Genomic DNA, 18672 nt, shown 5'->3' on the forward strand with positions numbered 1-18672 from the left:
ATGAGTAATCCGCTTTTAAAAAACAGTGTTTTTGATTCGCCAATAAGAAGTAATGATGTTATGACAGTTTCAGGCACAATAAATAAAAGTATAATTCTTTGGGTGTTGCTTAGCGCCAGTGCGTTTTATTCTTGGACACATCCAGGTATAATTATGCCATTACTTGTACCTTTGTTAATTGCTGGGTTTGTTATAGCTATGATTTCGATTTTTAAAAAAGAGTATGCACCTTTTTTATCTCCGCTATATGCAATATGTGAAGGGTTAATTTTGGGTGCGATATCTTTATCTTTTGAAAAGTCTTATCCAGGTGTTGTTATAAACGCAATTTTATTAACTATGTGCGTATTATTTTGTATGCTTGCAGCTTATAAAACGGGTATGCTTAGGGCTACGCCGAGATTTCAAAAAGTTGTAATATTTTCAACACTTGCTATATGTTTGGTGTATGTTTTAGATTTGCTTTTAAATCTTTTTGGTGCTGGAAGTTTTTCTTATATCCATAATTCTTCAGGGCTTGGTATAATTATAAGTTTGGTTATAGTTGCAGTCGCTTCTTTAAACCTCATTATAGACTTTGATTTAATAGAACAAGGGTCTCAACAAGGGTCTCCTAAATACATGGAGTGGTACAGTGCTTTTGCACTTATGATAACGCTAGTATGGCTTTACCTTGAGATGCTAAGACTTTTAAGCAAACTAAGAGATTGATGTGGCATTAAATAAAACAGTGTTTTTTATGGCAACTTCTGCCGCAAAAACTTTGCCGCAAAGTATTGCAGAGGTTATTTTTGTAGGGAGATCTAATGTCGGTAAAAGTAGTGTTATAAATGCTTTGTGTTTTAGAAAAAATCTTGCAAGAACTTCAAAAACTCCAGGCAGGACAAGAAGTATAAATGTTTATAGTATAGTGATGAAAAAATGGCTTATAGATTTGCCAGGTTATGGTTTTGCAAGAGTAAGCTTTAAAGAAAAAGAACTTTGGAACAAAATGATAGAAGAGTGTATAGTTCAAAGGAAAAGCAAAAAAACAGTTTATGTTATTATAGATGCTTTTGTAGGCCCTACAGAGTTAGATTTTAATATGGTTGATTGGCTAAAAGCTCATAAGATACCATTTAGAATCATTGTTAATAAGTGTGATAAAGTGTTAAATTTAGTGTCTAAAGAGGAAATAAACACTAAAACAAGAGAACTTTTTAAAATAGAGCCAGAAAGCGTATTTATGGTAAGCGCTAAAAAAAGAAGCGGATTTGAAAAATTGCAATTAGATATAACAAAATTTTTAGCTCTAAAGTAAAGGCCCTCTCTAAAGGATAGGTATATGCCTGAACGTCCATGTTGGGATAATTATTTTATAAAACTTGCTTGGCTTGTTGCAGAACGGTCAACATGTGTGCGCCATCATGTTGGAGCTGTTATTGTAAGAGATAAAAGAATTCTTACAACAGGATACAATGGAGCAGCCACTTCTACACAAGATTGTTTAGAAAAAGGTTGTTTAAGGAATGAACTAAAAATCCCCTCAGGGCAAAGGCATGAAATATGCAGAGCAATACACGCTGAACAAAACGCTATTATTCAGGGGGGCTACAATGGGATAAATATAAAAGATTCTATTCTCTATTGTACGCATTCTCCTTGCGTTTTATGCTCAAAAATGATAGTAAATGCAGGTATTAAAAAAGTAGTTGCAGATATTGAGTATCCAGACGACACTTTTAGAAAACTTTTTTTTGAGGTAAATATAGAATTTTCCACATTACATCTTAAAGATTTGACAATAGCTCAGGTTAAGTGAGCTTAAAGGGTCTGTCTAAAAATTTTAAAGTTTTTAGACAGACCCGTAAAATAAAAGGTGGAGGTTTTTATGAAAAAGATCAGTTTGCTAGTTTTGTGTTGCGGGTTCTTTTTATGTAATTCTATAGTATCTACTGCTGGTCATCATAAGGATAAAATGGGGAAAGATGATCCCAAGATGGAAGCTCTGATAAAGGATAAAACGCAGTATGTAAAAAAATTGGATGCTTTGTTATTAAAATATGAAGCAGCAGGAGAAAAAGATAAAGAATCGATAAAAAAAGACATAAAAAAGTTAATAAAATCTAGTTTAGACAAAAATGCAACTTTTAAGAAAGCTATAATAGATAAAAATAAAAAAATTATAGAAAAACTTGAAAAAGAGCTCGCAGATATTAAGGCTGATAGAAATAAATATATTGACGATAAGGTAGATTTTTATGTAAGTCATGAAGGAATAGCAAAAGCACATGATAAAGCTTCAATGAATTCAGAGAAATAAGCAAGATAAAATAAAAAAGGACGTACTTTTAAAAGTACGTCCTTTTTTATTAGCTAATTTTTATTCCAAAAGGTCTCAAAAAGAGATTATTTTAGAACCTGACTTGACCATTAGGGTTCCCCCAAACCTTCCTTTTTATGAGTGTTTTTTCCTTTTTTCGTTAAAACGGTCAAATCAGGAGAATGCTTTCTGTCTATTTTAAAGTTAAGCTTAAAAATAGTCTTGACGTTTTACTTGAAATAGTTTATACTGTGCATAGAGGTGGTTGAGATGAGGAAAGGATATATTTATCGACACTTACAGAATGTGTTAAAAGATAAAAAATTTGCTAAAGGTGTTATTGCCGTAACTGGGGCAAGACAAACAGGAAAAAGCACTATGCTTGAAAATTTAGTGCCAAACATCCCTAATTTAACGCTTGATGATTTAAGGTTGCGATTTTTAGCAAAAAAAGACCCTGCTTTATTTATAGCTGATAATAAAGCGCCTATTTTTATAGATGAAGTGCAACGAGCACCTGAAATTTTGTCATATATTAAAATTGAAGTTGACAAAGCAAAAGAAAAAAATATGTATTACCTAACCGGCTCTCAAAAATTTAATATGATGAAAGATATGGCAGAAAGTTTGGCAGGTAGAGTTTCAATATTTGAGTTGCTAGGCCTATCTATGCGTGAACTTCAAAATGATAATTTTAAAGAACCATTCTTGCCAACGAGTAGCTATAAAGCTCGTAGGAGAGAAACAGCAACTCCTATTTGTGATATTTGGGATTTAATACACAAAGGTAGTATGCCACAGATGTATACAGAAGAGTTAGATTGGAAAAAGTTCTATGCAGATTATATGAACACGTATTTAGAGAGAGATGTTAGTCAACTCGCTCAAGTGGGCAACTCTCTGAAGTTTATAAAATTTATGGAAGTTTTAGCAGCACGTATAAGCAATATGTTAAATTTAAATGATGTATGCCGCGATGTTGGCATTTCTCATCCTACTGCAGAGCACTGGCTATCTATTTTGCAAAGTTCAAATATAATCTATTTACTTCGTCCATATTATAATAACAGAACAAATAGGGCAATTAAAACGCCAAAGTTATATTTTTTAGATACGGGACTCGTCGCTTATCTTACCCATTGGGATACAAAAGATGTTTTAAAAAGCGGAGCAAAAAAAGGTGACTTTTTAGAAAACTTTGTTATATGCGAAATATTGAAAAGTTATTATAATGCAGGATTAGAGCCCAATAATTTATATTACTACCGAGATAAAAATCAAAGAGAAATTGATTTAATAATTGAAATAGGTGGAGTTTTATACCCGACTGAAATAAAATCAAAATCCAATCCTACTAAGCAAGATATACCTGCGTTTGAATTTTTAAGCGCTATTGCTAAAATTGACCAGGGCGCGGTTATCTGTCTTTGCGATAAACCATTCGCAATTTACTCAGGCGTTTATGCTCTTCCTGTTTGGTATATTTGACTTGAAAATAAATACTAATACCTGACTTGACCATTAGGGTTCCCCCAAACCACCTTTTTTATGAGTGATTCCCCCTTTTTTTCGTTAAAAAGCTCAAGTCAGGTTCTAATTAGACTAGGCAATACTTAAAAAACAACTCTTGTTCTTATACCTGCAACAACTATATTATCTTTTACTACTGCATTTCCACCTTTAGGATTAATAAAATATTGAACAGCTGGTGTAATTGCAATATTATATTTCTTGAGGCCAAAATTGTAATATATTTCCATTTCGGTTTCTGCACCGTCGTTGTAGTTATAATCTAAGTGATGTTTATTGTGTTTTGTATAGTATTCTGAAGTATACATTTGACCTATTGCAAAACCTACAACGTCTGTAGGTCTAGACCAAATGTTCCCACTGATTTGGACTCCAGTATCCCAAGACGCAAATGGTTGCAGTTTCATCTCTGATGGTGTTATTGCTGATGTAGAGGATTTAAGTACTGAAACAGAAGGATCTTTATATGAAGTCCTTACAAAAATACCTACATTGTCAATAAGTTCGTGGTCTACGCTAATACCAAAACCATAAATCCCTGATTTTATATTTGGATCTGCTATTGAATAATGATTTTTGTTATTGCCCCAAGCATAAAAAAGTAGATTACAACGGTTAGAAGGAGAATATGCAAGTTGTACTGTATTAACTCCGCTGGAATCTACGTGATCTATGTCTTGTGAAAAATAAGCATAAGTAACTTTAAAGTTTTTAGCTATACCATAAGCTAATGCCAAGCCTAAACGCTGAGGAGGAGTTTCTGCTATTTTGTCTCCAGTAAAAATTGAGGTGATAAATTGAGAATCGCTGTCGTTAGAATATTTATTGCTTGCAAAGAATGAGTTAAAGTTTAGTTTTCCAAAATCTATAGTAAGCTTGTCGTCAAGTATAGATTGTTGGTAGTATGCCTTTGTAAATTTAGCAAGTGTGTCTGCTGCGTCATTTAAGCTAGGGTCAGATACAGCATTAACCATAGCATATGTCTCTATTTTATCATTAAGCCCTTTACCTCTGCCGCCTTTTAATTGGACTACAATTTTACCGTTATGTTCAAAATTTCTTTCTAATGTTAAATCAACAAGGTATACGCCTGCAGACGCTCCTTCTACATCATTTGTTATGTTTTCTTTAGGAGAATCTTGAACAACAGTAGTTATGCCACCCTTAAATTTAATGCCAAATTGTTCTGCTAACGAATCTGCTGAAAATACTTTTACAGTAATACCAATTAAAATAAAAGCAGTGACTAATAATGTTGATTTTATAAAGCCTTTCAATTCAAACCTCCATTTATATTATAAAAGTAGTTATATTAAACTTTTTGTTCTTCTGCTTTTAAACTATGCAAAATTTCTTTTCTCCAAGTTAATGAAACAAACAGCATTGCAATTACACATGAAACTCCACAAGCTACAAATACTCCATGCCAACCCCAATTTTCAATAAGGTAAGCAGTGCCAATACCAGAAAGAAATGCTCCTAAATATCCAAACATTCCTGTGAAACCACAAGCTGCAGAGACAGATTCTTGCACAGTCACACGAGAAGCTTGTACTCCTCCAACAAGGTTTTGAGGTCCATCTACAAAAAAACCTACTAAAGCTAAAAATAGACCAACAAGCCACCAAGGAGTGTTTACATGTGTAAAATGGTACATTCCCCATAAGCTAAAAATTAAGCAAAATAAAAATATTAAGTTTGTTGGAGTACAACGTCCATTAAAAAATTTGTCTGATATCCATCCAGCAGCAATTCCACCCAGAGTACCGATAAAAGGCATAAATACAAGCAAATAAGCAGCTTTATCTTTTGCTATGCCTCTTTCTACCATAAATACTGTACTCCAATCTAATGTTGCAAAACGTATAAAATAAACAAATATATAAGCTATAGCAAGTGACCATAAAAACGGATTACAAAAAACATACTTTGTTAGTGTTTGCCAGTGTGAAAGGTTACTTTGTTTCTTTGCAGGTGGGAAATCATTGCGATACTTTTCAACAGTAGGTAACCCAATAGAGGATGGTTTATCTGTCAATGTGAAAAGGAGGCACACCCCCAATATAAGGGCTACAACACCAGAGAAATAAAATGCAGCTCTCCAATGACCGGTAGCAATACAAAAACCTGCTACAATACCTATTAAAGATGTCCCTACTGTATGGGCAGATGACCACAATGTCCACTTTGTAGCTCTTTCACTTGGAGAAAACCAATAAACAAGACCTTTAGCAACAGGAGGAAACCCCATAGATTGTAAAGCACCGTTTATTCCCCAAAAAAACGTTAATAATGGTAAGGATGGTAAGAAGCCAAAGAAAAGGTTAATTATTGCAGAGCCAATCAATCCAAAAGCCATAAATGTACGAATGTTGCATTTGTCTGCAAGCATGCCACTTAGAAACTTGCCAATTCCGTATGTTACATACATAGTGGAACCTAGAATTCCAAACTCCATTTTTGTGATACCAAGCTCTGTAATAAAAGAAGGTGCTGCATAAGATATGTTTTTACGTGTAAAATAGTACATAACATATCCAACATACATACCAAAGAACATTTTTATACGCCATTTCCTGTACATCCTTGCAATTTGTTTGTCATCACTGATAGGTGTTTTAGAATCAGGCAATGGTTTCATCCAATTAATGAACTTTGACAGCATTTAATGTCCCTCCTAAGTTTTATCGTTTACATTTTGCAAAGCCTGTTGATTTTGCAAGTATGGTATGGAATCTAATCTAATTACCTATTATATTATACAAAAGAACAAAAACCTGAATGAAAAAAAAATGTGAATTTTATTATTTAAAGAGTTTCATGTATTTTTAATAACTTGAAAAGTGTTTTGAGATTTTGATACAATTGCTAAGATATTTATAGATGTTTTAATGAGCACACAACTGGATTGCTAAAAGTTCCCTATTTTGGGTTTTAGAGATGTAAAGCTGTGGAAGCCGTAAGGCGGATAATAAGCGTCTTAAAACGGAACTGCTTAATTGCAGTAAAAACAAAAGGAGAGTAGTATGGCAAACATTACGATGAAGGCTTTGTTGGAAGCTGGTGTTCATTTTGGCCACCAAACTAGAAGATGGAATCCAAAAATGGCTAAGTTTATTTTTGGTACGAGAAACAAAATTCACATTATAGATCTTCAAAAGACGTTAAAAGAGTTAAAGAAAAACTATAAAGTTATAAGAGATTTTGTTTCAGAAGGCAGGGGTATAATATTTGTAGGAACAAAGAAACAAGCTCAAACACCAATTAAAGAGGAAGCTCTTCGTTGTGGAGCGTACTTTGTCTCGGAAAGATGGTTGGGTGGCACTTTAACAAACTTTGAAACATTAAAAAAATCTATTGCAAGATATAAAGAAATAGAAAAAATGAAAGAAGAGGGTGTCTTTAATCTTCTTTCAAAGAAAGAACAGTCTAAAATTGAAAAAGAGAGAATCAAACTTGAGAAATCTTTAGAAGGTTTAAAAAATATGTCTGCTTTGCCAGGTCTTATGTTTGTAGTAGACCCTAATGAAGAATCAACAGCAGTTTTAGAAGCAAGAAAGTTAAACATACCTGTTGTTGCAGTTTGTGATACCAACTGTGACCCAGATCTAGTTGATTTCCCAATTCCAGGGAATGATGATGCCATAAGAGCTGTAAAGCTTTTCTGTTCTGTTGTTGCAGATGCAGTTTTAGAGGGGAAGGGTGTTGGAGAAAAAAAAGATGAAGGGCAAGTAATAACTGATTCTACACCTACAGATGGAGAAAAAACAGAAGTGGAAGAATCATCAAATGTTGCTCAAGGAGAAGTGAAATAATGTCAACAGAACTTATAACAAAATTAAGAGAAATGACAGGTGCAGGTATAATGGATTGTAGGAATGCTCTTAAAGAGTCTTCTAATGATATAGAAAAAGCTTGCCAATGGCTAAGAGAAAAGGGCATGGCTTCTGCTGTTAAGAAAGCAGGCAGGGCGGCTAAACAGGGATTGATATATTCTTATATACATGGTAACGGTACTCTTGGAGTTTTAGTTGAAGTAAACTGTGAAACAGATTTTGTTGCAAAAACCGAAGATTTTCAATCTTTAGTTAAAGAAATTGCAATGCAAGTTGCTGCAGTTTCGCCTACTTATGTTTCTAAAGATCAAGTACCATCAAGTATTATTGAGGCAGAAAAAGAGATTTATAAAGCTCAACTTAAAGAAGAAGGTAAACCCGAGAAAGTTTGGGATAAAATAATAGAAGGCAAAATTGAAAAATTCTATAGTCAAGTATGTTTATATGACCAAATTTATATGAGAGATATGTCAGGAAAAGAGACAATAAGAGATTTAGTTACAAAGGCCATAGCAAAAATTGGTGAAAATATTGTAATCAAAAGATTTGCAAGATTTAAACTAGGGGAAGAATAAATATGCGCTCAAAAAGAGTGCTTTTAAAACTGTCTGGAGAATCCTTTTGCGATGGGAGTTCTTCTATTAGTCAAAAGTGTCTTTTAAGAACTGTAGAAGAAATAAAGCATGCCATTTCTAGAGGTGTAGAGCTTTCCATAGTTGTTGGAGCTGGAAACATTTGGAGAGGAGTTGGAAAATTTATAGAAAGAGTTACTGCAGACAAAATGGGAATGCTTGCTACGGTTATGAATGCGTTAGCTTTAAATGAAGCATTACTAAAAGCCAAAATAAAAGCTATAGTTTTATGTGCAAGTGGTGTAAGTAGTTTTGTTGAAGATTTTAGTGTAGAGAAAGCTATAAATTATATTGAGCTCGGTTATGTTGTTATATTTGCTGGTGGCACAGGAAATCCATATTTTACGACAGATACTACAGCTGCTTTGAGGGCTGCAGAAATAAAAACGGACGTATTACTTAAAGCTACTCAAGTTGACGGTGTTTATAGCGCAGATCCAAAAAAAGATAAGGGTGCAATAAAGTATGATTTTTTAACTTTTAAAGAAGCAATAAATAAGCAGTTAAAAGTCATGGATAGTCAAGCATTTTCTTTATGTGAGCAAACAAATATTTCTATTATTGTTTTTGATTTTTACAAAGACGGAAATTTAAAAAAAGTTTTATGTGGGGAAAAAATAGGTACAAGCATCTCTAAAAACTCTAATGAGTATAAATTGTCGTGAATTTTTTGACAAAGCAAGGCAAAAAACGCAGGGTTTATCTATATAAATACAAGTTTTTAAATGCAGCATTGTCTAAAAAGTGTGGTAAGGATAGGCATTATAGTGCTTGTATAATAGTGGAGGGTTAAAATGCAAGTTCAAAGTTTTTTTTCAGCGTCGCAAGAAGCTATGAAAAAAACTATAGATAGATTGAAAACTGAATTGTCTTCTCTTCGGACAGGAAGGCCAAGTACTGCTGTTATAGAAAATATTAAAGTTGAAAGTTATGGTGCTGTTATGACTATTAATCAAGTTGCAGGTGTCAGTTTGCCTGATGCAAAGACAATAGAAATACGGCCATGGGATATTTCTCAATTAGGTGTTATAGAAAAAGCTATTCTTAAAGCTGATATAGGGATGACACCTGTTAATGATGGTAAACTTATACGTATTAATGTTCCTCCTTTAACAGAAGATAGGAGAAAAGAGATAGCGAAATCTATTAACAGAATGGCTGAAGATTTTAGAGTAGCTGTAAGAAATGAAAGAAGAAGTTTACTTGAGAATATTAAAAAGCTTGAAAGAGATAAAACTATAACAGAAGATGTTCGAAAAAAGTCTGAGGCAGAAGCTCAAAAAATAACTGATAATTTTATAAAATTAATAGATGAGTTAATATCAGCAAAAGAAAAAGAAGTTATGCAAGTATAAGAAGGGGGGGGGGGTATCTAGTAATGGCGTATAAAATTGATGCAAATGTATGTGTAGGATGTGGAGCTTGTGCAGGAAACTGCCCGGTTTCTGCAATAGAGCCTAAAAATGATAAGTATGAAATAGATCCAAATGTATGTATAAGCTGCAGGGCTTGTAAATCTACTTGCCCAGTGAACGCAATTTCGCAATAAGCAGGATATTTTTGATACCCGTACACGTGGCTATTATAATGGACGGGAATGGCAGATGGGCAAAGAAAAAGTCTTTACCCAGAACTTTCGGGCATAGGCAAGGGGTCAAAACCATAAAAAAGATTGTTAAGGCTGCAAATAGCCTTGGGATTAAGGTTTTGACCCTCTATGCTTTTTCAACAGAAAATTGGAAACGTCCAGAAAATGAAATAAAAGCTTTGATGGTTTTGCTTAAATATTTTTTGTCTAAAGAAATTGATGAGTTAAGTAGAGAAGGCGTTAAGTTAAGAATATTAGGAGACTTGTCAAAATTTTCAAAAGATATAAAAATAGAAATAGATAAAGCATGTAAACGTACTTGTAATAACACGGGATTAGAGCTTAATATAGCTTTGAATTATGGCGCAAGGCAAGAAATTTTACAAGCTTTTGAAGAAATGTTGAAGCAAGGTATAAAAAAACCTACCGAAGCAACTCTGTCTTCTTTTTTATATACTGCAGGCCAACCTGACCCTGATTTGCTTATTCGTACTTCAGGAGAATTTAGAATATCTAATTTTCTTCTTTGGCAGATTGCATATTCTGAAATTTATATAGTAGATAAACTTTGGCCTGATTTTACTGCGCAAGATTTAGAAAATGCAATAAAAAATTTTGAAAATAGACAAAGACGCTTTGGAGGCATTGTATTAGAAAAGCAGTAAATATATGTACTAAGGTTTTTTAGATAAACCAAGATAACTGCGACTGTCTAATGCAATGTTTTAATTGGAGAAATAATATGTTATTAACTAGAATATTGACAGCAGTTGTATGTATTCCTGCTGTGTTTTCATGTATATTTTTAGGCAATATACCATTTTATTTAATGATGTTTATAGTGTCCTTTTTTTGTGTTTATGAGTACTTAAATATTTCAAAGAAATACAACCCTCATAGAACACTTTCACTTGTAAGTGCAGTTTTGTTTTTTTTATTTTTACAGTTTTTTAATAACTGTCCTATAAATAAGGTGTCATTTTCGGCTATTGTAATAGCACTGACGTTTTTTATAAAAGAAGTTTTTGGAAAAAGCCCTAAATTTAGTGTTGAAAGAATTGCAATTTCATTTTTTGGCACATTTTTTATACCTCTTTCTTTAATACACATGGTATACTTGCGCAATTTATATGGTGGCATGGAAATAATTTTTTTTATTTTTCTTGTAGTTTGGGTATTGGATACTGCAGCTTATGCTTTTGGCTTTATGTGTGGTAAACATAAACTCGCTCAATATGTAAGTCCTAAAAAGACAGTAGAAGGTGCCATAGCGGGAGTTATTTTTGGTGTGCTGACAGCTTTTATTTGTAGGACGTTTTTTATGAAAGATGTTTTAAGCGTGCACAGTTCTTTAATTCTTGGTTTTATAATTGCTGTTGCTGGTCAGTTTTCAGATCTTGCAGAATCTCTTATAAAAAGAGATGGTGATATTAAAGATTCTGGCAAAGCGATTCCAGGTCATGGCGGCTTTTTCGATAGGTTTGATTCTTATATTTTTGCTGCTCCTGCAGTATATTATGTTTTGAAATTTTTAGAATGAAAAGAATATCAATTTTAGGTTCATCAGGCTCTATAGGGACTCAAGCTCTTGAAACTATTTCTTCAATGAAAGAAATAGTTAAAATAGATGGTCTTGCTGTTGGCAATAACATAAAGATTCTACAACATCAAATTAAAAAGTTTAAACCTAGAGCTGTTTCTGTAAAAAGTGTTTTAGATGCTGTAAAATTAAAAAAATGGTGTAAAACGAATAACGTAAGAGTTACCGTTTATAGCGGGCAAGAAGGACTTATAAAGCTTGCTACAATGACTAGTGTTAACTTAGTTGTTGCTGCAGTTGTTGGGGCAGTTGGTTTAAATTCTACAGTTGCTGCAGTTAAAGCAAAGAAAGATGTAGCTATTGCAAATAAAGAAACGCTTGTAATGGCAGGCAGTTATATAATGGAGCTTGCTGCTAAACTAGGAATTAAAATTCTTCCGGTTGATAGTGAGCATTCAGCCATATTTCAATGTTGTAATGGCGAAAAAAAGTCTCAAATAAAAAAGATAATCCTTACTGCCTCGGGCGGCCCTTTTTATAAATATGAGGGTGATTTATCTAAAATAACAATTAGTCAGGCGCTAGACCACCCTACTTGGAAAATGGGTAATAAGATCACTATAGATAGTGCTACTCTTATGAATAAAGGGTTGGAAGCAATAGAAGCTTCTGTTCTTTTTGATGTGCCTATAGAGAAGGTTGAAATTGTTATACATCCTCAATCTATAGTGCATTCTATGGTAGAGTATGTAGACGGTTCTGTTATAGCGCAACTTTCAAATCCAGACATGACGCTTCCCATACAATATGCTTTAACGTATCCTAAAAGAATTGGTTCTAAAATAAAACCTTTAAACCTTACAGAAATCGGAAAATTAGAATTTTATAAACCTGACTTTAATAAATTCCCATGTTTAAATCTTGCATATTTTTCTGCAAAAAAAGGATACACAATGCCTGCAGTAATGAATGCTGCAAATGAAATTTGTGTAAATGCGTTTTTAAGAGGGGCTATAAAATTTACAGATATTGCAAAAATTGTTAAAAATACCATTTTAGCTCATAAGGTTTTAAAAGATAAGTCTATAAATGTATTTATTAAAGCAGATACTTGGTCTAGAGACTATGCTAATAATTTGATAAAGAAAGGAACATTATGATTATTCTTCAAATTTTAGGGATTATAATAGGTTTTGGTTTTTTAATTTTTATACATGAATTAGGGCATTTTGTTGCAGCTAAAATGTGTAAAGTAAGAGTATTAGCATTTGCATTAGGGTTTGGTCCTGATATAGTAAAAGTTAATTATAAAGGAACAAAATATGCTATCAAAGTTTTTCCTTTAGGTGGTTTTGTTTTGATGGCAGGAGAAAATCCAAAAGAAGTTAAAGGCGAAGTTGGTGAGTATTTATCACTAGAATGGTATAAAAAAATATTTATAGCTTTTTTAGGCCCTTTTTGTAACTATGTACTTGCTGTATTTTTATTTACTTTTATTTTTAATATTTGGGGTACGCCAATATTATCTAATAGCTCCAGGATTGGCGATGTTTTAAAGGATCAGCCAGCTGCTCAAGCGGGACTTGTTGCTGGAGATAGAATAATATCTATAGATGGGAAAGGCGTAAAGACTTGGAACGACCTATCTGAAAACTTAAAAGATAGGGTAGATAAAGAGACTTATTTTGTTGTAGAAAGAGGATCAAACTCTTTTTATGTAAATATATTGGTATCAAAAAATCCTGTAACAGGAGCAGGTGTTATAGGAATAACACCTTATATTACGCATGCTGATGCAAATATTTTTGAGTCTATGTATTTAGGCTCTAAAGCTGTAATAGTTCAAAGTGTTAGGACTATAACATATCTTTTCAACAAGATAACTTCTTTTGAGAAACCAGAGCTTTCTGGCCCTATAGGTATTATGAACGTTATGGCAGATGCTACAAAATCTGGTATAGACGAATATTTAAAATTGCTTGGTATTATATCTGTGGCTCTAGGTTTGTTTAATCTTTTTCCTATACCTATGGTAGATGGTGGTATGATTGTATTATTTTTTGTAGAAGGTATAATAAAAAAACAAATAAGCACAAAAGTTGTACAAATTTATAATACAATAGGGTTGGCATTTATTTTAGCTATTTTTATTTTTGCCACTTACAGCGATCTTCTAAGGTTGGGTATAGGTAAATTATTTGGTAAATAGTTTTTTATATGTAAAATCTTATAGGTGTTTGTGGTTTGTTGTCATATTAAAGCACTTTTTTTGATATTAAAACTAAAGATCTTGTAGAATGCTGTAATCTGTGTAGTTGCTGCCACGCAATCTTTCTGCACAGACATTTGTTGTTAATTATTACTAGGTAAAAATTTTACACCTTGTATACATTATGCGGCTAAACTCCATGAAGCAATTGCCACTATTCATCTTTTTAGCGATGGCAATGGAAGAACAGCAAGACTTGTTATAAATCTTACCTTGCTACAAGATGGTTATCCTATTGTTATTATAGTGCCTATTTTAAGGAGTGATTATAAATACTTAAAGTTAGCTAATAAAGGTAAATTTACTCCCTTCTTATAACTTTATACCTAATTGTAGAATATGGAAGCGTAAGGGACTACATCAGAATTATTAAAACATCTGATTTAAAGTAGAATTTTAGCAAATGTCAAATTATTTTTAGCTGTGGATTACTAAAGGAAGATATTTCATACTAATACCTGACTTGCCCGCTTTAACGAAAAAAAGGAAAAAGCACTCATAAAAAAGGAGGAAAGTGGGAACCCAAAAGGTCAAGTCAGGTAATAACTTAGACTTACCACTTAAGTGTGGAAATAAAAGTGACTTCATTGAATATTTTGTAGATTAATCAAAAATAAGGAGAAATACTCTTATGGCAACACATAGACTTGTAAGATGGAGTAAAGATGCCTTCAATTTTCTACAATCTGCTGATGACAATAGTATAGTTTTAGATCTTGTTATATCTTATGCCTGTGCTACTCAGACAGGAGAGGGATTTGAAGAACTTGTTAATACAATAAATAGTGAAAATATAAAGTGTAAAATAAAAAAAGTTAATATTACCGATACCTCTTATTTGTATAGATATAGCATTCTAGAATTTTCTAAATATTTAAACCCAGATATTCCAACTTTGTGGTATTTAAAAAATAAAGATTCTATAGATAAGTTACAGGTCGATACAGAGATAAAATCATGGGCAGTAGGGCTCCAAAGCGATGAATTTAAGTACTGGAATAAACAAATAAGGACTGATTTTGCTGGAGATGAAAAAGGCAATGGTATAATAGAAGGGTTCAAAGAAATAGTAATGGATACAGTAAAAACATCAATCGCTAAAACGGGTGATACATTTGAACATTGTGTAGACTTTATATTAGAAGAATGTGCCTATACCTGTGCGCATTTTCAAAATGTAATCATGGTGTATCCAATGACTCTACGGCCGATAGAACCTATAATTAAACGCTATAATTTGAATATTCGTCAACTTGCGTACAAGATGTCAGATTATGCAGAAAAACATAAAAATCGTATTCTAAGTGCAAACAATATGGATCGTGAAATAATTGAATTTATTACTCATAGAGCTGACAATGTAAACTTTTTTATAATAGATAAATTGGGGAATCTTTTATATAAAAATGAAGCATGTAAAAAGCAAGTAAGAGACATGCATGTAAGAGGTCTAGGTCAAAAGACATGGGAAACAACGCTTGATGTTATAAAGTCAAAAAAGCAAGTTATTATAGAAGAAAAATCTAAAGAAGGGCAAAGGTATCTTTCTGTCAAAGCTCCTCTGATGGTGGATGGTAAAGTAGAAGGAGTGATAGGATTAGCGGTTGATATAACGGATAAAAAAAGGTTAGAAGAATTAGAGATTCTAAACAAGTTAAATGAAGAAAGAAAAGTTATAGCAAAGCGTGTAGCACATGATATAAGTGGACCGTTAAGTGTATTGGAATTATTTGTATTAAATAATAAAGATATATCAGATAAAGATAGAATGCAAATAGATGCTGTAGTAACACGAATAAGAAATATATCAGGTAGCTTGCTTAAGGAATATAATAAGGATAGCGGATTGGAATTGGAAGGCAGTAAAATGTCAAAGAAATATATTTGTATAGATTTATGTTTGGAAGAGATAATTGCTGAAAAGAGATGTCAATATAATATAGATTCTAAAGTGACGTTTAGATATACTTCGCCAATGGATAAGAATAAGATATTTATAAAAGGATATTATTCTGATTTTTGCAGGATGATATCAAACTTGATAAATAATGGAATAGAAGCCATTGGCTCTAAAGAAGGTATTGTAGATATAAAGTTAAGTGTAAAAGACGCGAAAGTGGAAGTAAAGATAAGAGATAGCGGGTTAGGAATGCCTCAAGAAATGATAGATAAAATAATGGAAGATAAAGAAATAGGCACAACAAAGAAAGAAGGCCACGGGATAGGAATGGGACAAATTAAGAGTGTCTTGAGTGAGATCAAAGGTGAAATGAGGATAAAGTCAAAAACAAATTTCGGATCTAATGATGAAGTACTGGCGCTTCCCACAGGTACAGAAGTTACATTGATATTTCCACAGTCAGAAATTCCAGAATGGATTGCAGATAAAATAATATTACACAAAGAGGATATAGTAGTGGTATTAGATGATGATATTATAGTTCATGAAACTTGGAAAGAACGTTTTCAGGAGTATTTTGAAGATATTAAAATTGAGTATTTTTCGCAAGCTCAAGATGCTATAAATTATATAAATTCAAAAAAAAGAGGAAGAAGTTTTTTGCTTGTAGATTACGAATTAAGAGATCAAGGAATAAATGGTGTGGAGGTAATAGAGGAGTGTAAAATGCAAAATAGATCGATATTAGTGACAAAAAATATACATGCGGTAAGAATAAAGGATTTTGATAAGAAAAGTGAATTTTTAAAGATATTACCGAAAATGTACGTGAAAAACGTACAGATATTATTAGAGGAAAGGGGAATAAAAAAAAGGATAAAGCAGATTTTGTATTTGTAGATAACGATGATCTTTTTGCAAGCGTAGTAAAGAAAGTTTTGGAACTAAAAGGGTTAAGAGTAGATGTATATACAGATGTAGAAGACTTTATTAAGAATTTAGATAAATATTCAAAAGATACAAAGATAGTAACAGATAATAATTTGGGTTGTAATAAGATAGATGGATTTGAACTAGCAAAGAAATTAAATGAAATTGGATATATAAGATTGTACATGATATCTGGAAATGAATTTAGTAAAAATGAAATTCCATCATATCTTAAAGTTATGTTGAAAGAAGGAGCAGTGATAGATAAGTTGCTAATGATGTAATGCTGAGCGTCATGTGTGTTCAACTAAAACATAAATTCATCGGTTGGAAATTGGTAGGGGCTTTTTTTATGACACTAAGAAGTTTGAAATAATTACTTTCTAGTGTTTTGGTAATAGGTGTCTAAGAAAAAGACATTAGTTGCGAAATGATTTGAGAGTAAGGGATAGATTCAAGATTAATGTAGATGAGAGTGGATATAAAAATCAAAAAGGCAATGATTAGATGAAGTAATATAATAAGAAAGTTATGGTAAAGGTAAAGTTGATTTAATATGAAGTTTTATAAAAGAAATCAAACAAAAAAAGTAAATATAGGTGGTACTGTAATAGGTGGAGGCTCTCCTATTGTAATTCAATCTATGGCAAATACAGATACTAAAGATTGGAAAACCACGGTAAAGCAATTAAAACGATTAGAAGAAGTCGGCTGTGAAATTGTAAGGGTATCAGTTCCTGATATAGAAGCGGTACAAAGTTTAAGCAAAATAAAAAAGCATATAAAAATACCTTTAGTAGCCGATATCCATTTTGATTACAGGATAGCTCTTGAAGCAATAAAACAGGGCGTAGATAAACTAAGAATAAATCCTGGCAATATTGGCTCTAAAGAAAAAGTCATAGCTGTTGTAAAAGAAGCAAAAAAAGCGCATATTCCTATACGAATAGGAGTTAACGCAGGTTCATTAAAGGAAGTCCATGGTTTTGCTGATAATATATCTAAATCAAAAGCTTTAGCTAATGCTGCAATGGAGCATGTCAAAATTTTAGAAAATTTAGATTTTGGTGATATCGTTGTATCTTTAAAAGCTTCTAATATAGATATAACTGTTCAATCTTGTAAAATTTTTGCTTCGAAAAGAAATTATCCTCTACATTTAGGGATAACAGAAGCGGGCTCTCTTTTTAGTGGGACTGTAAAGTCTTGTACAGGTCTTGGAATAATGTTAAATTATGGTATAGGAGATACTTTAAGAGTCTCTCTTACTGCAAACCCTATAGAAGAGGTAAAAGTGGCATATTCTCTTTTACAAGCTTTGCATTTACGTAGTACAGGAATAGAAATTATTTCTTGTCCAACGTGTGCAAGATGCAAAGTGGACTTAATAAAGATTGTTAACGAATTTGAAAAAAAAGTTGTTTTAATAAAAGCTTTAAAAAAAGTCAAAAAACCTATAAAAGTCGCCTTAATGGGTTGTATTGTCAATGGACCTGGAGAAGCAAAAGATGCTGATTTTGGTATAGCAGGTGGTAAGGATACAGGCGTATTATTTAAAAATGGGCAAATTATAGGGAATGTAAGGCCTGATCAATGGGTTCCTAAACTTGTTAGTATGCTAAAGAACTATTTGTCTTAAGGGAGTAAGAAATGGCAGAAATTTATTTAACAAGAGATGGTAAAGAAAAGCTGATTAAGGAATTGCAAGAATTGCAAAAGAGAAAACCTCTAATTCAAGACGAAATTGCAAGGGCAAGAGAGCATGGTGATTTAAGAGAAAATGCAGAATATCATGCTGCAAAAGAAACTCTTACTAACCTTATGCGTAGGATTGTGGAACTTGATTCTAAAATATCTAGTGCAAAGATTATTGAAGAGCAAAATATAGACCCAGACAAAATTTTTATTGGCGTTACAATAACAATTCAAGATGAAGATGGCGATAATTATGAGTATACAGTGGTAGACTTAGAGGAAGCTGACCCGTCTAAAAATAAAATATCTGTACAATCCCCTCTTGTACAAGGGTTGCTTGGACATAAAGCAGGAGAAACAGTTGAAGTAGAATTGCCAGCAGGAAAATCTAAGTTCAAAATATTAAAAATTTCAAGATAGAATTAAAGTTTATCTAAAAGCCTTAAAAGG

The 18672-nt window shown here is 32.5% G+C and carries 21 protein-coding genes; 19 read left to right on the top strand and 2 right to left on the bottom strand.

The annotated features are described in order from the left end of the window. From LBD57_RS02295 to LBD57_RS02315, 5 genes are all read left to right on the top strand, one after another. Nucleotides 1-711, top strand: coding sequence for a Bax inhibitor-1/YccA family protein (locus tag LBD57_RS02295; protein ID WP_373469727.1), 711 nt, complete (start codon nt 1-3; stop codon nt 709-711). Between the two features lies 1 nt (nt 712). Further along, nucleotides 713-1300, top strand: coding sequence for a ribosome biogenesis GTP-binding protein YihA/YsxC (gene yihA / locus LBD57_RS02300; RefSeq protein WP_373469728.1), 588 nt, complete (start codon nt 713-715; stop codon nt 1298-1300). A gap of 24 nt (nt 1301-1324) precedes the next feature. Beyond that, nucleotides 1325-1801, top strand: a complete 477-nt coding sequence (locus LBD57_RS02305) for a cytidine/deoxycytidylate deaminase family protein (protein WP_373469729.1) — start codon at nt 1325-1327, stop codon at nt 1799-1801. Nucleotides 1802-1870: 69 nt separating this feature from the next. Then, nucleotides 1871-2302 carry a hypothetical protein gene (locus LBD57_RS02310; protein ID WP_373469730.1) on the top strand — a complete coding sequence of 144 codons (432 nt, stop codon included), beginning with the start codon at nt 1871-1873 and terminating at the stop codon, nt 2300-2302. 270 nt (nt 2303-2572) lie between these two features. Continuing rightward, nucleotides 2573-3790 carry an ATP-binding protein gene (locus LBD57_RS02315; RefSeq protein ID WP_373469731.1) on the top strand — a complete coding sequence of 406 codons (1218 nt, stop codon included), beginning with the start codon at nt 2573-2575 and terminating at the stop codon, nt 3788-3790. 125 nt (nt 3791-3915) lie between these two features. Here LBD57_RS02315 and LBD57_RS02320 read toward each other — a convergent pair whose 3' ends face one another. Both LBD57_RS02320 and LBD57_RS02325 read right to left on the bottom strand, forming a co-directional pair. Beyond that, nucleotides 3916-5109: a carbohydrate porin gene (locus tag LBD57_RS02320; RefSeq protein ID WP_373469732.1), complete on the bottom strand. Its 1194-nt coding sequence runs from the start codon at nt 5107-5109 to the stop codon at nt 3916-3918. A gap of 35 nt (nt 5110-5144) precedes the next feature. Continuing rightward, complete coding sequence (locus LBD57_RS02325; RefSeq protein WP_373469733.1) at nt 5145-6497, bottom strand: MFS transporter; 1353 nt, start codon at nt 6495-6497, stop codon at nt 5145-5147. Nucleotides 6498-6858: 361 nt separating this feature from the next. Here LBD57_RS02325 and rpsB point away from each other — a divergent pair, with 361 nt between their 5' ends. The 14 genes from rpsB to greA all read left to right on the top strand — a co-directional run bounded on the left by rpsB (nt 6859) and on the right by greA (nt 18642). Continuing rightward, nucleotides 6859-7647, top strand: coding sequence for a 30S ribosomal protein S2 (gene rpsB / locus LBD57_RS02330; protein ID WP_373469734.1), 789 nt, complete (start codon nt 6859-6861; stop codon nt 7645-7647). After that, entirely contained in the window at nt 7644-8243 is a 600-nt protein-coding gene (gene tsf / locus LBD57_RS02335; RefSeq protein ID WP_373469762.1) for a translation elongation factor Ts, read from the top strand. Before rpsB ends, tsf begins: the two co-directional genes overlap by 4 nt. 2 nt (nt 8244-8245) lie before the next feature. Then, the gene (pyrH, locus tag LBD57_RS02340) at nt 8246-8965 is read left to right on the top strand and encodes a UMP kinase (RefSeq protein ID WP_373469735.1); all 720 of its coding nucleotides are present in this window, start codon (nt 8246-8248) and stop codon (nt 8963-8965) included. 129 nt (nt 8966-9094) lie between these two features. Then, nucleotides 9095-9655, top strand: coding sequence for a ribosome recycling factor (gene frr / locus LBD57_RS02345; protein WP_373469736.1), 561 nt, complete (start codon nt 9095-9097; stop codon nt 9653-9655). A gap of 23 nt (nt 9656-9678) precedes the next feature. Next, nucleotides 9679-9849 (top strand): indolepyruvate ferredoxin oxidoreductase subunit alpha, encoded by a 171-nt coding sequence (locus LBD57_RS02350; RefSeq protein ID WP_373469737.1) that lies wholly within the window; start codon nt 9679-9681, stop codon nt 9847-9849. A gap of 26 nt (nt 9850-9875) precedes the next feature. Beyond that, entirely contained in the window at nt 9876-10553 is a 678-nt protein-coding gene (locus tag LBD57_RS02355; protein ID WP_373469738.1) for an isoprenyl transferase, read from the top strand. A 77-nt stretch (nt 10554-10630) separates the two neighbouring features. Further along, nucleotides 10631-11428, top strand: coding sequence for a phosphatidate cytidylyltransferase (locus LBD57_RS02360; RefSeq protein WP_373469739.1), 798 nt, complete (start codon nt 10631-10633; stop codon nt 11426-11428). Further along, on the top strand, nt 11425-12588 hold the full coding sequence (locus tag LBD57_RS02365) for a 1-deoxy-D-xylulose-5-phosphate reductoisomerase (RefSeq protein WP_373469740.1): 1164 nt from the start codon (nt 11425-11427) through the stop codon (nt 12586-12588). The genes LBD57_RS02360 and LBD57_RS02365 overlap by 4 nt, the downstream gene beginning before the upstream one ends. After that, on the top strand, nt 12585-13637 hold the full coding sequence (locus LBD57_RS02370; protein ID WP_373469741.1) for an RIP metalloprotease: 1053 nt from the start codon (nt 12585-12587) through the stop codon (nt 13635-13637). Before LBD57_RS02365 ends, LBD57_RS02370 begins: the two co-directional genes overlap by 4 nt. Before the next feature lie 177 nt (nt 13638-13814). Next, the gene (locus LBD57_RS02375) at nt 13815-14015 is read left to right on the top strand and encodes a Fic family protein (protein ID WP_373469763.1); all 201 of its coding nucleotides are present in this window, start codon (nt 13815-13817) and stop codon (nt 14013-14015) included. Nucleotides 14016-14328: 313 nt separating this feature from the next. Beyond that, on the top strand, nt 14329-16497 hold the full coding sequence (locus tag LBD57_RS02380; protein ID WP_373469742.1) for an ATP-binding protein: 2169 nt from the start codon (nt 14329-14331) through the stop codon (nt 16495-16497). 38 nt (nt 16498-16535) lie between these two features. Next, the gene (locus tag LBD57_RS02385) at nt 16536-16811 is read left to right on the top strand and encodes a hypothetical protein (protein ID WP_373469743.1); all 276 of its coding nucleotides are present in this window, start codon (nt 16536-16538) and stop codon (nt 16809-16811) included. A gap of 272 nt (nt 16812-17083) precedes the next feature. Continuing rightward, nucleotides 17084-18166 carry a flavodoxin-dependent (E)-4-hydroxy-3-methylbut-2-enyl-diphosphate synthase gene (gene ispG / locus LBD57_RS02390; RefSeq protein WP_373469744.1) on the top strand — a complete coding sequence of 361 codons (1083 nt, stop codon included), beginning with the start codon at nt 17084-17086 and terminating at the stop codon, nt 18164-18166. Between the two features lie 11 nt (nt 18167-18177). Further along, nucleotides 18178-18642 carry a transcription elongation factor GreA gene (greA, locus tag LBD57_RS02395; protein WP_373469745.1) on the top strand — a complete coding sequence of 155 codons (465 nt, stop codon included), beginning with the start codon at nt 18178-18180 and terminating at the stop codon, nt 18640-18642. The last annotated feature ends 30 nt before the right edge of the window (nt 18643-18672 follow it).

The sequence above is a fragment of the Candidatus Endomicrobiellum cubanum genome (genome assembly GCF_031278955.1).
Lineage (GTDB): Bacteria > Elusimicrobiota > Endomicrobiia > Endomicrobiales > Endomicrobiaceae > Endomicrobiellum > Endomicrobiellum cubanum.

What these genes read in the sequence shown, in the direction of transcription:
- LBD57_RS02295 (WP_373469727.1), top strand. Translation starts at nt 1, where the DNA reads ATGAGTAATCCGCTTTTAAAAAACAGTGTTTTTGATTCGCCAATAAGA.
- LBD57_RS02305 (WP_373469729.1), top strand. Translation starts at nt 1,325, where the DNA reads ATGCCTGAACGTCCATGTTGGGATAATTATTTTATAAAACTTGCTTGG.
- LBD57_RS02310 (WP_373469730.1), top strand. Translation starts at nt 1,871, where the DNA reads ATGAAAAAGATCAGTTTGCTAGTTTTGTGTTGCGGGTTCTTTTTATGT.
- LBD57_RS02315 (WP_373469731.1), top strand. Translation starts at nt 2,573, where the DNA reads ATGAGGAAAGGATATATTTATCGACACTTACAGAATGTGTTAAAAGAT.
- LBD57_RS02325 (WP_373469733.1), bottom strand. Translation starts at nt 6,497, where the DNA reads ATGCTGTCAAAGTTCATTAATTGGATGAAACCATTGCCTGATTCTAAA.
- rpsB (WP_373469734.1), top strand. Translation starts at nt 6,859, where the DNA reads ATGGCAAACATTACGATGAAGGCTTTGTTGGAAGCTGGTGTTCATTTT.
- pyrH (WP_373469735.1), top strand. Translation starts at nt 8,246, where the DNA reads ATGCGCTCAAAAAGAGTGCTTTTAAAACTGTCTGGAGAATCCTTTTGC.
- frr (WP_373469736.1), top strand. Translation starts at nt 9,095, where the DNA reads ATGCAAGTTCAAAGTTTTTTTTCAGCGTCGCAAGAAGCTATGAAAAAA.
- LBD57_RS02350 (WP_373469737.1), top strand. Translation starts at nt 9,679, where the DNA reads ATGGCGTATAAAATTGATGCAAATGTATGTGTAGGATGTGGAGCTTGT.
- LBD57_RS02360 (WP_373469739.1), top strand. Translation starts at nt 10,631, where the DNA reads ATGTTATTAACTAGAATATTGACAGCAGTTGTATGTATTCCTGCTGTG.
- LBD57_RS02365 (WP_373469740.1), top strand. Translation starts at nt 11,425, where the DNA reads ATGAAAAGAATATCAATTTTAGGTTCATCAGGCTCTATAGGGACTCAA.
- LBD57_RS02370 (WP_373469741.1), top strand. Translation starts at nt 12,585, where the DNA reads ATGATTATTCTTCAAATTTTAGGGATTATAATAGGTTTTGGTTTTTTA.
- LBD57_RS02380 (WP_373469742.1), top strand. Translation starts at nt 14,329, where the DNA reads ATGGCAACACATAGACTTGTAAGATGGAGTAAAGATGCCTTCAATTTT.
- ispG (WP_373469744.1), top strand. Translation starts at nt 17,084, where the DNA reads ATGAAGTTTTATAAAAGAAATCAAACAAAAAAAGTAAATATAGGTGGT.
- greA (WP_373469745.1), top strand. Translation starts at nt 18,178, where the DNA reads ATGGCAGAAATTTATTTAACAAGAGATGGTAAAGAAAAGCTGATTAAG.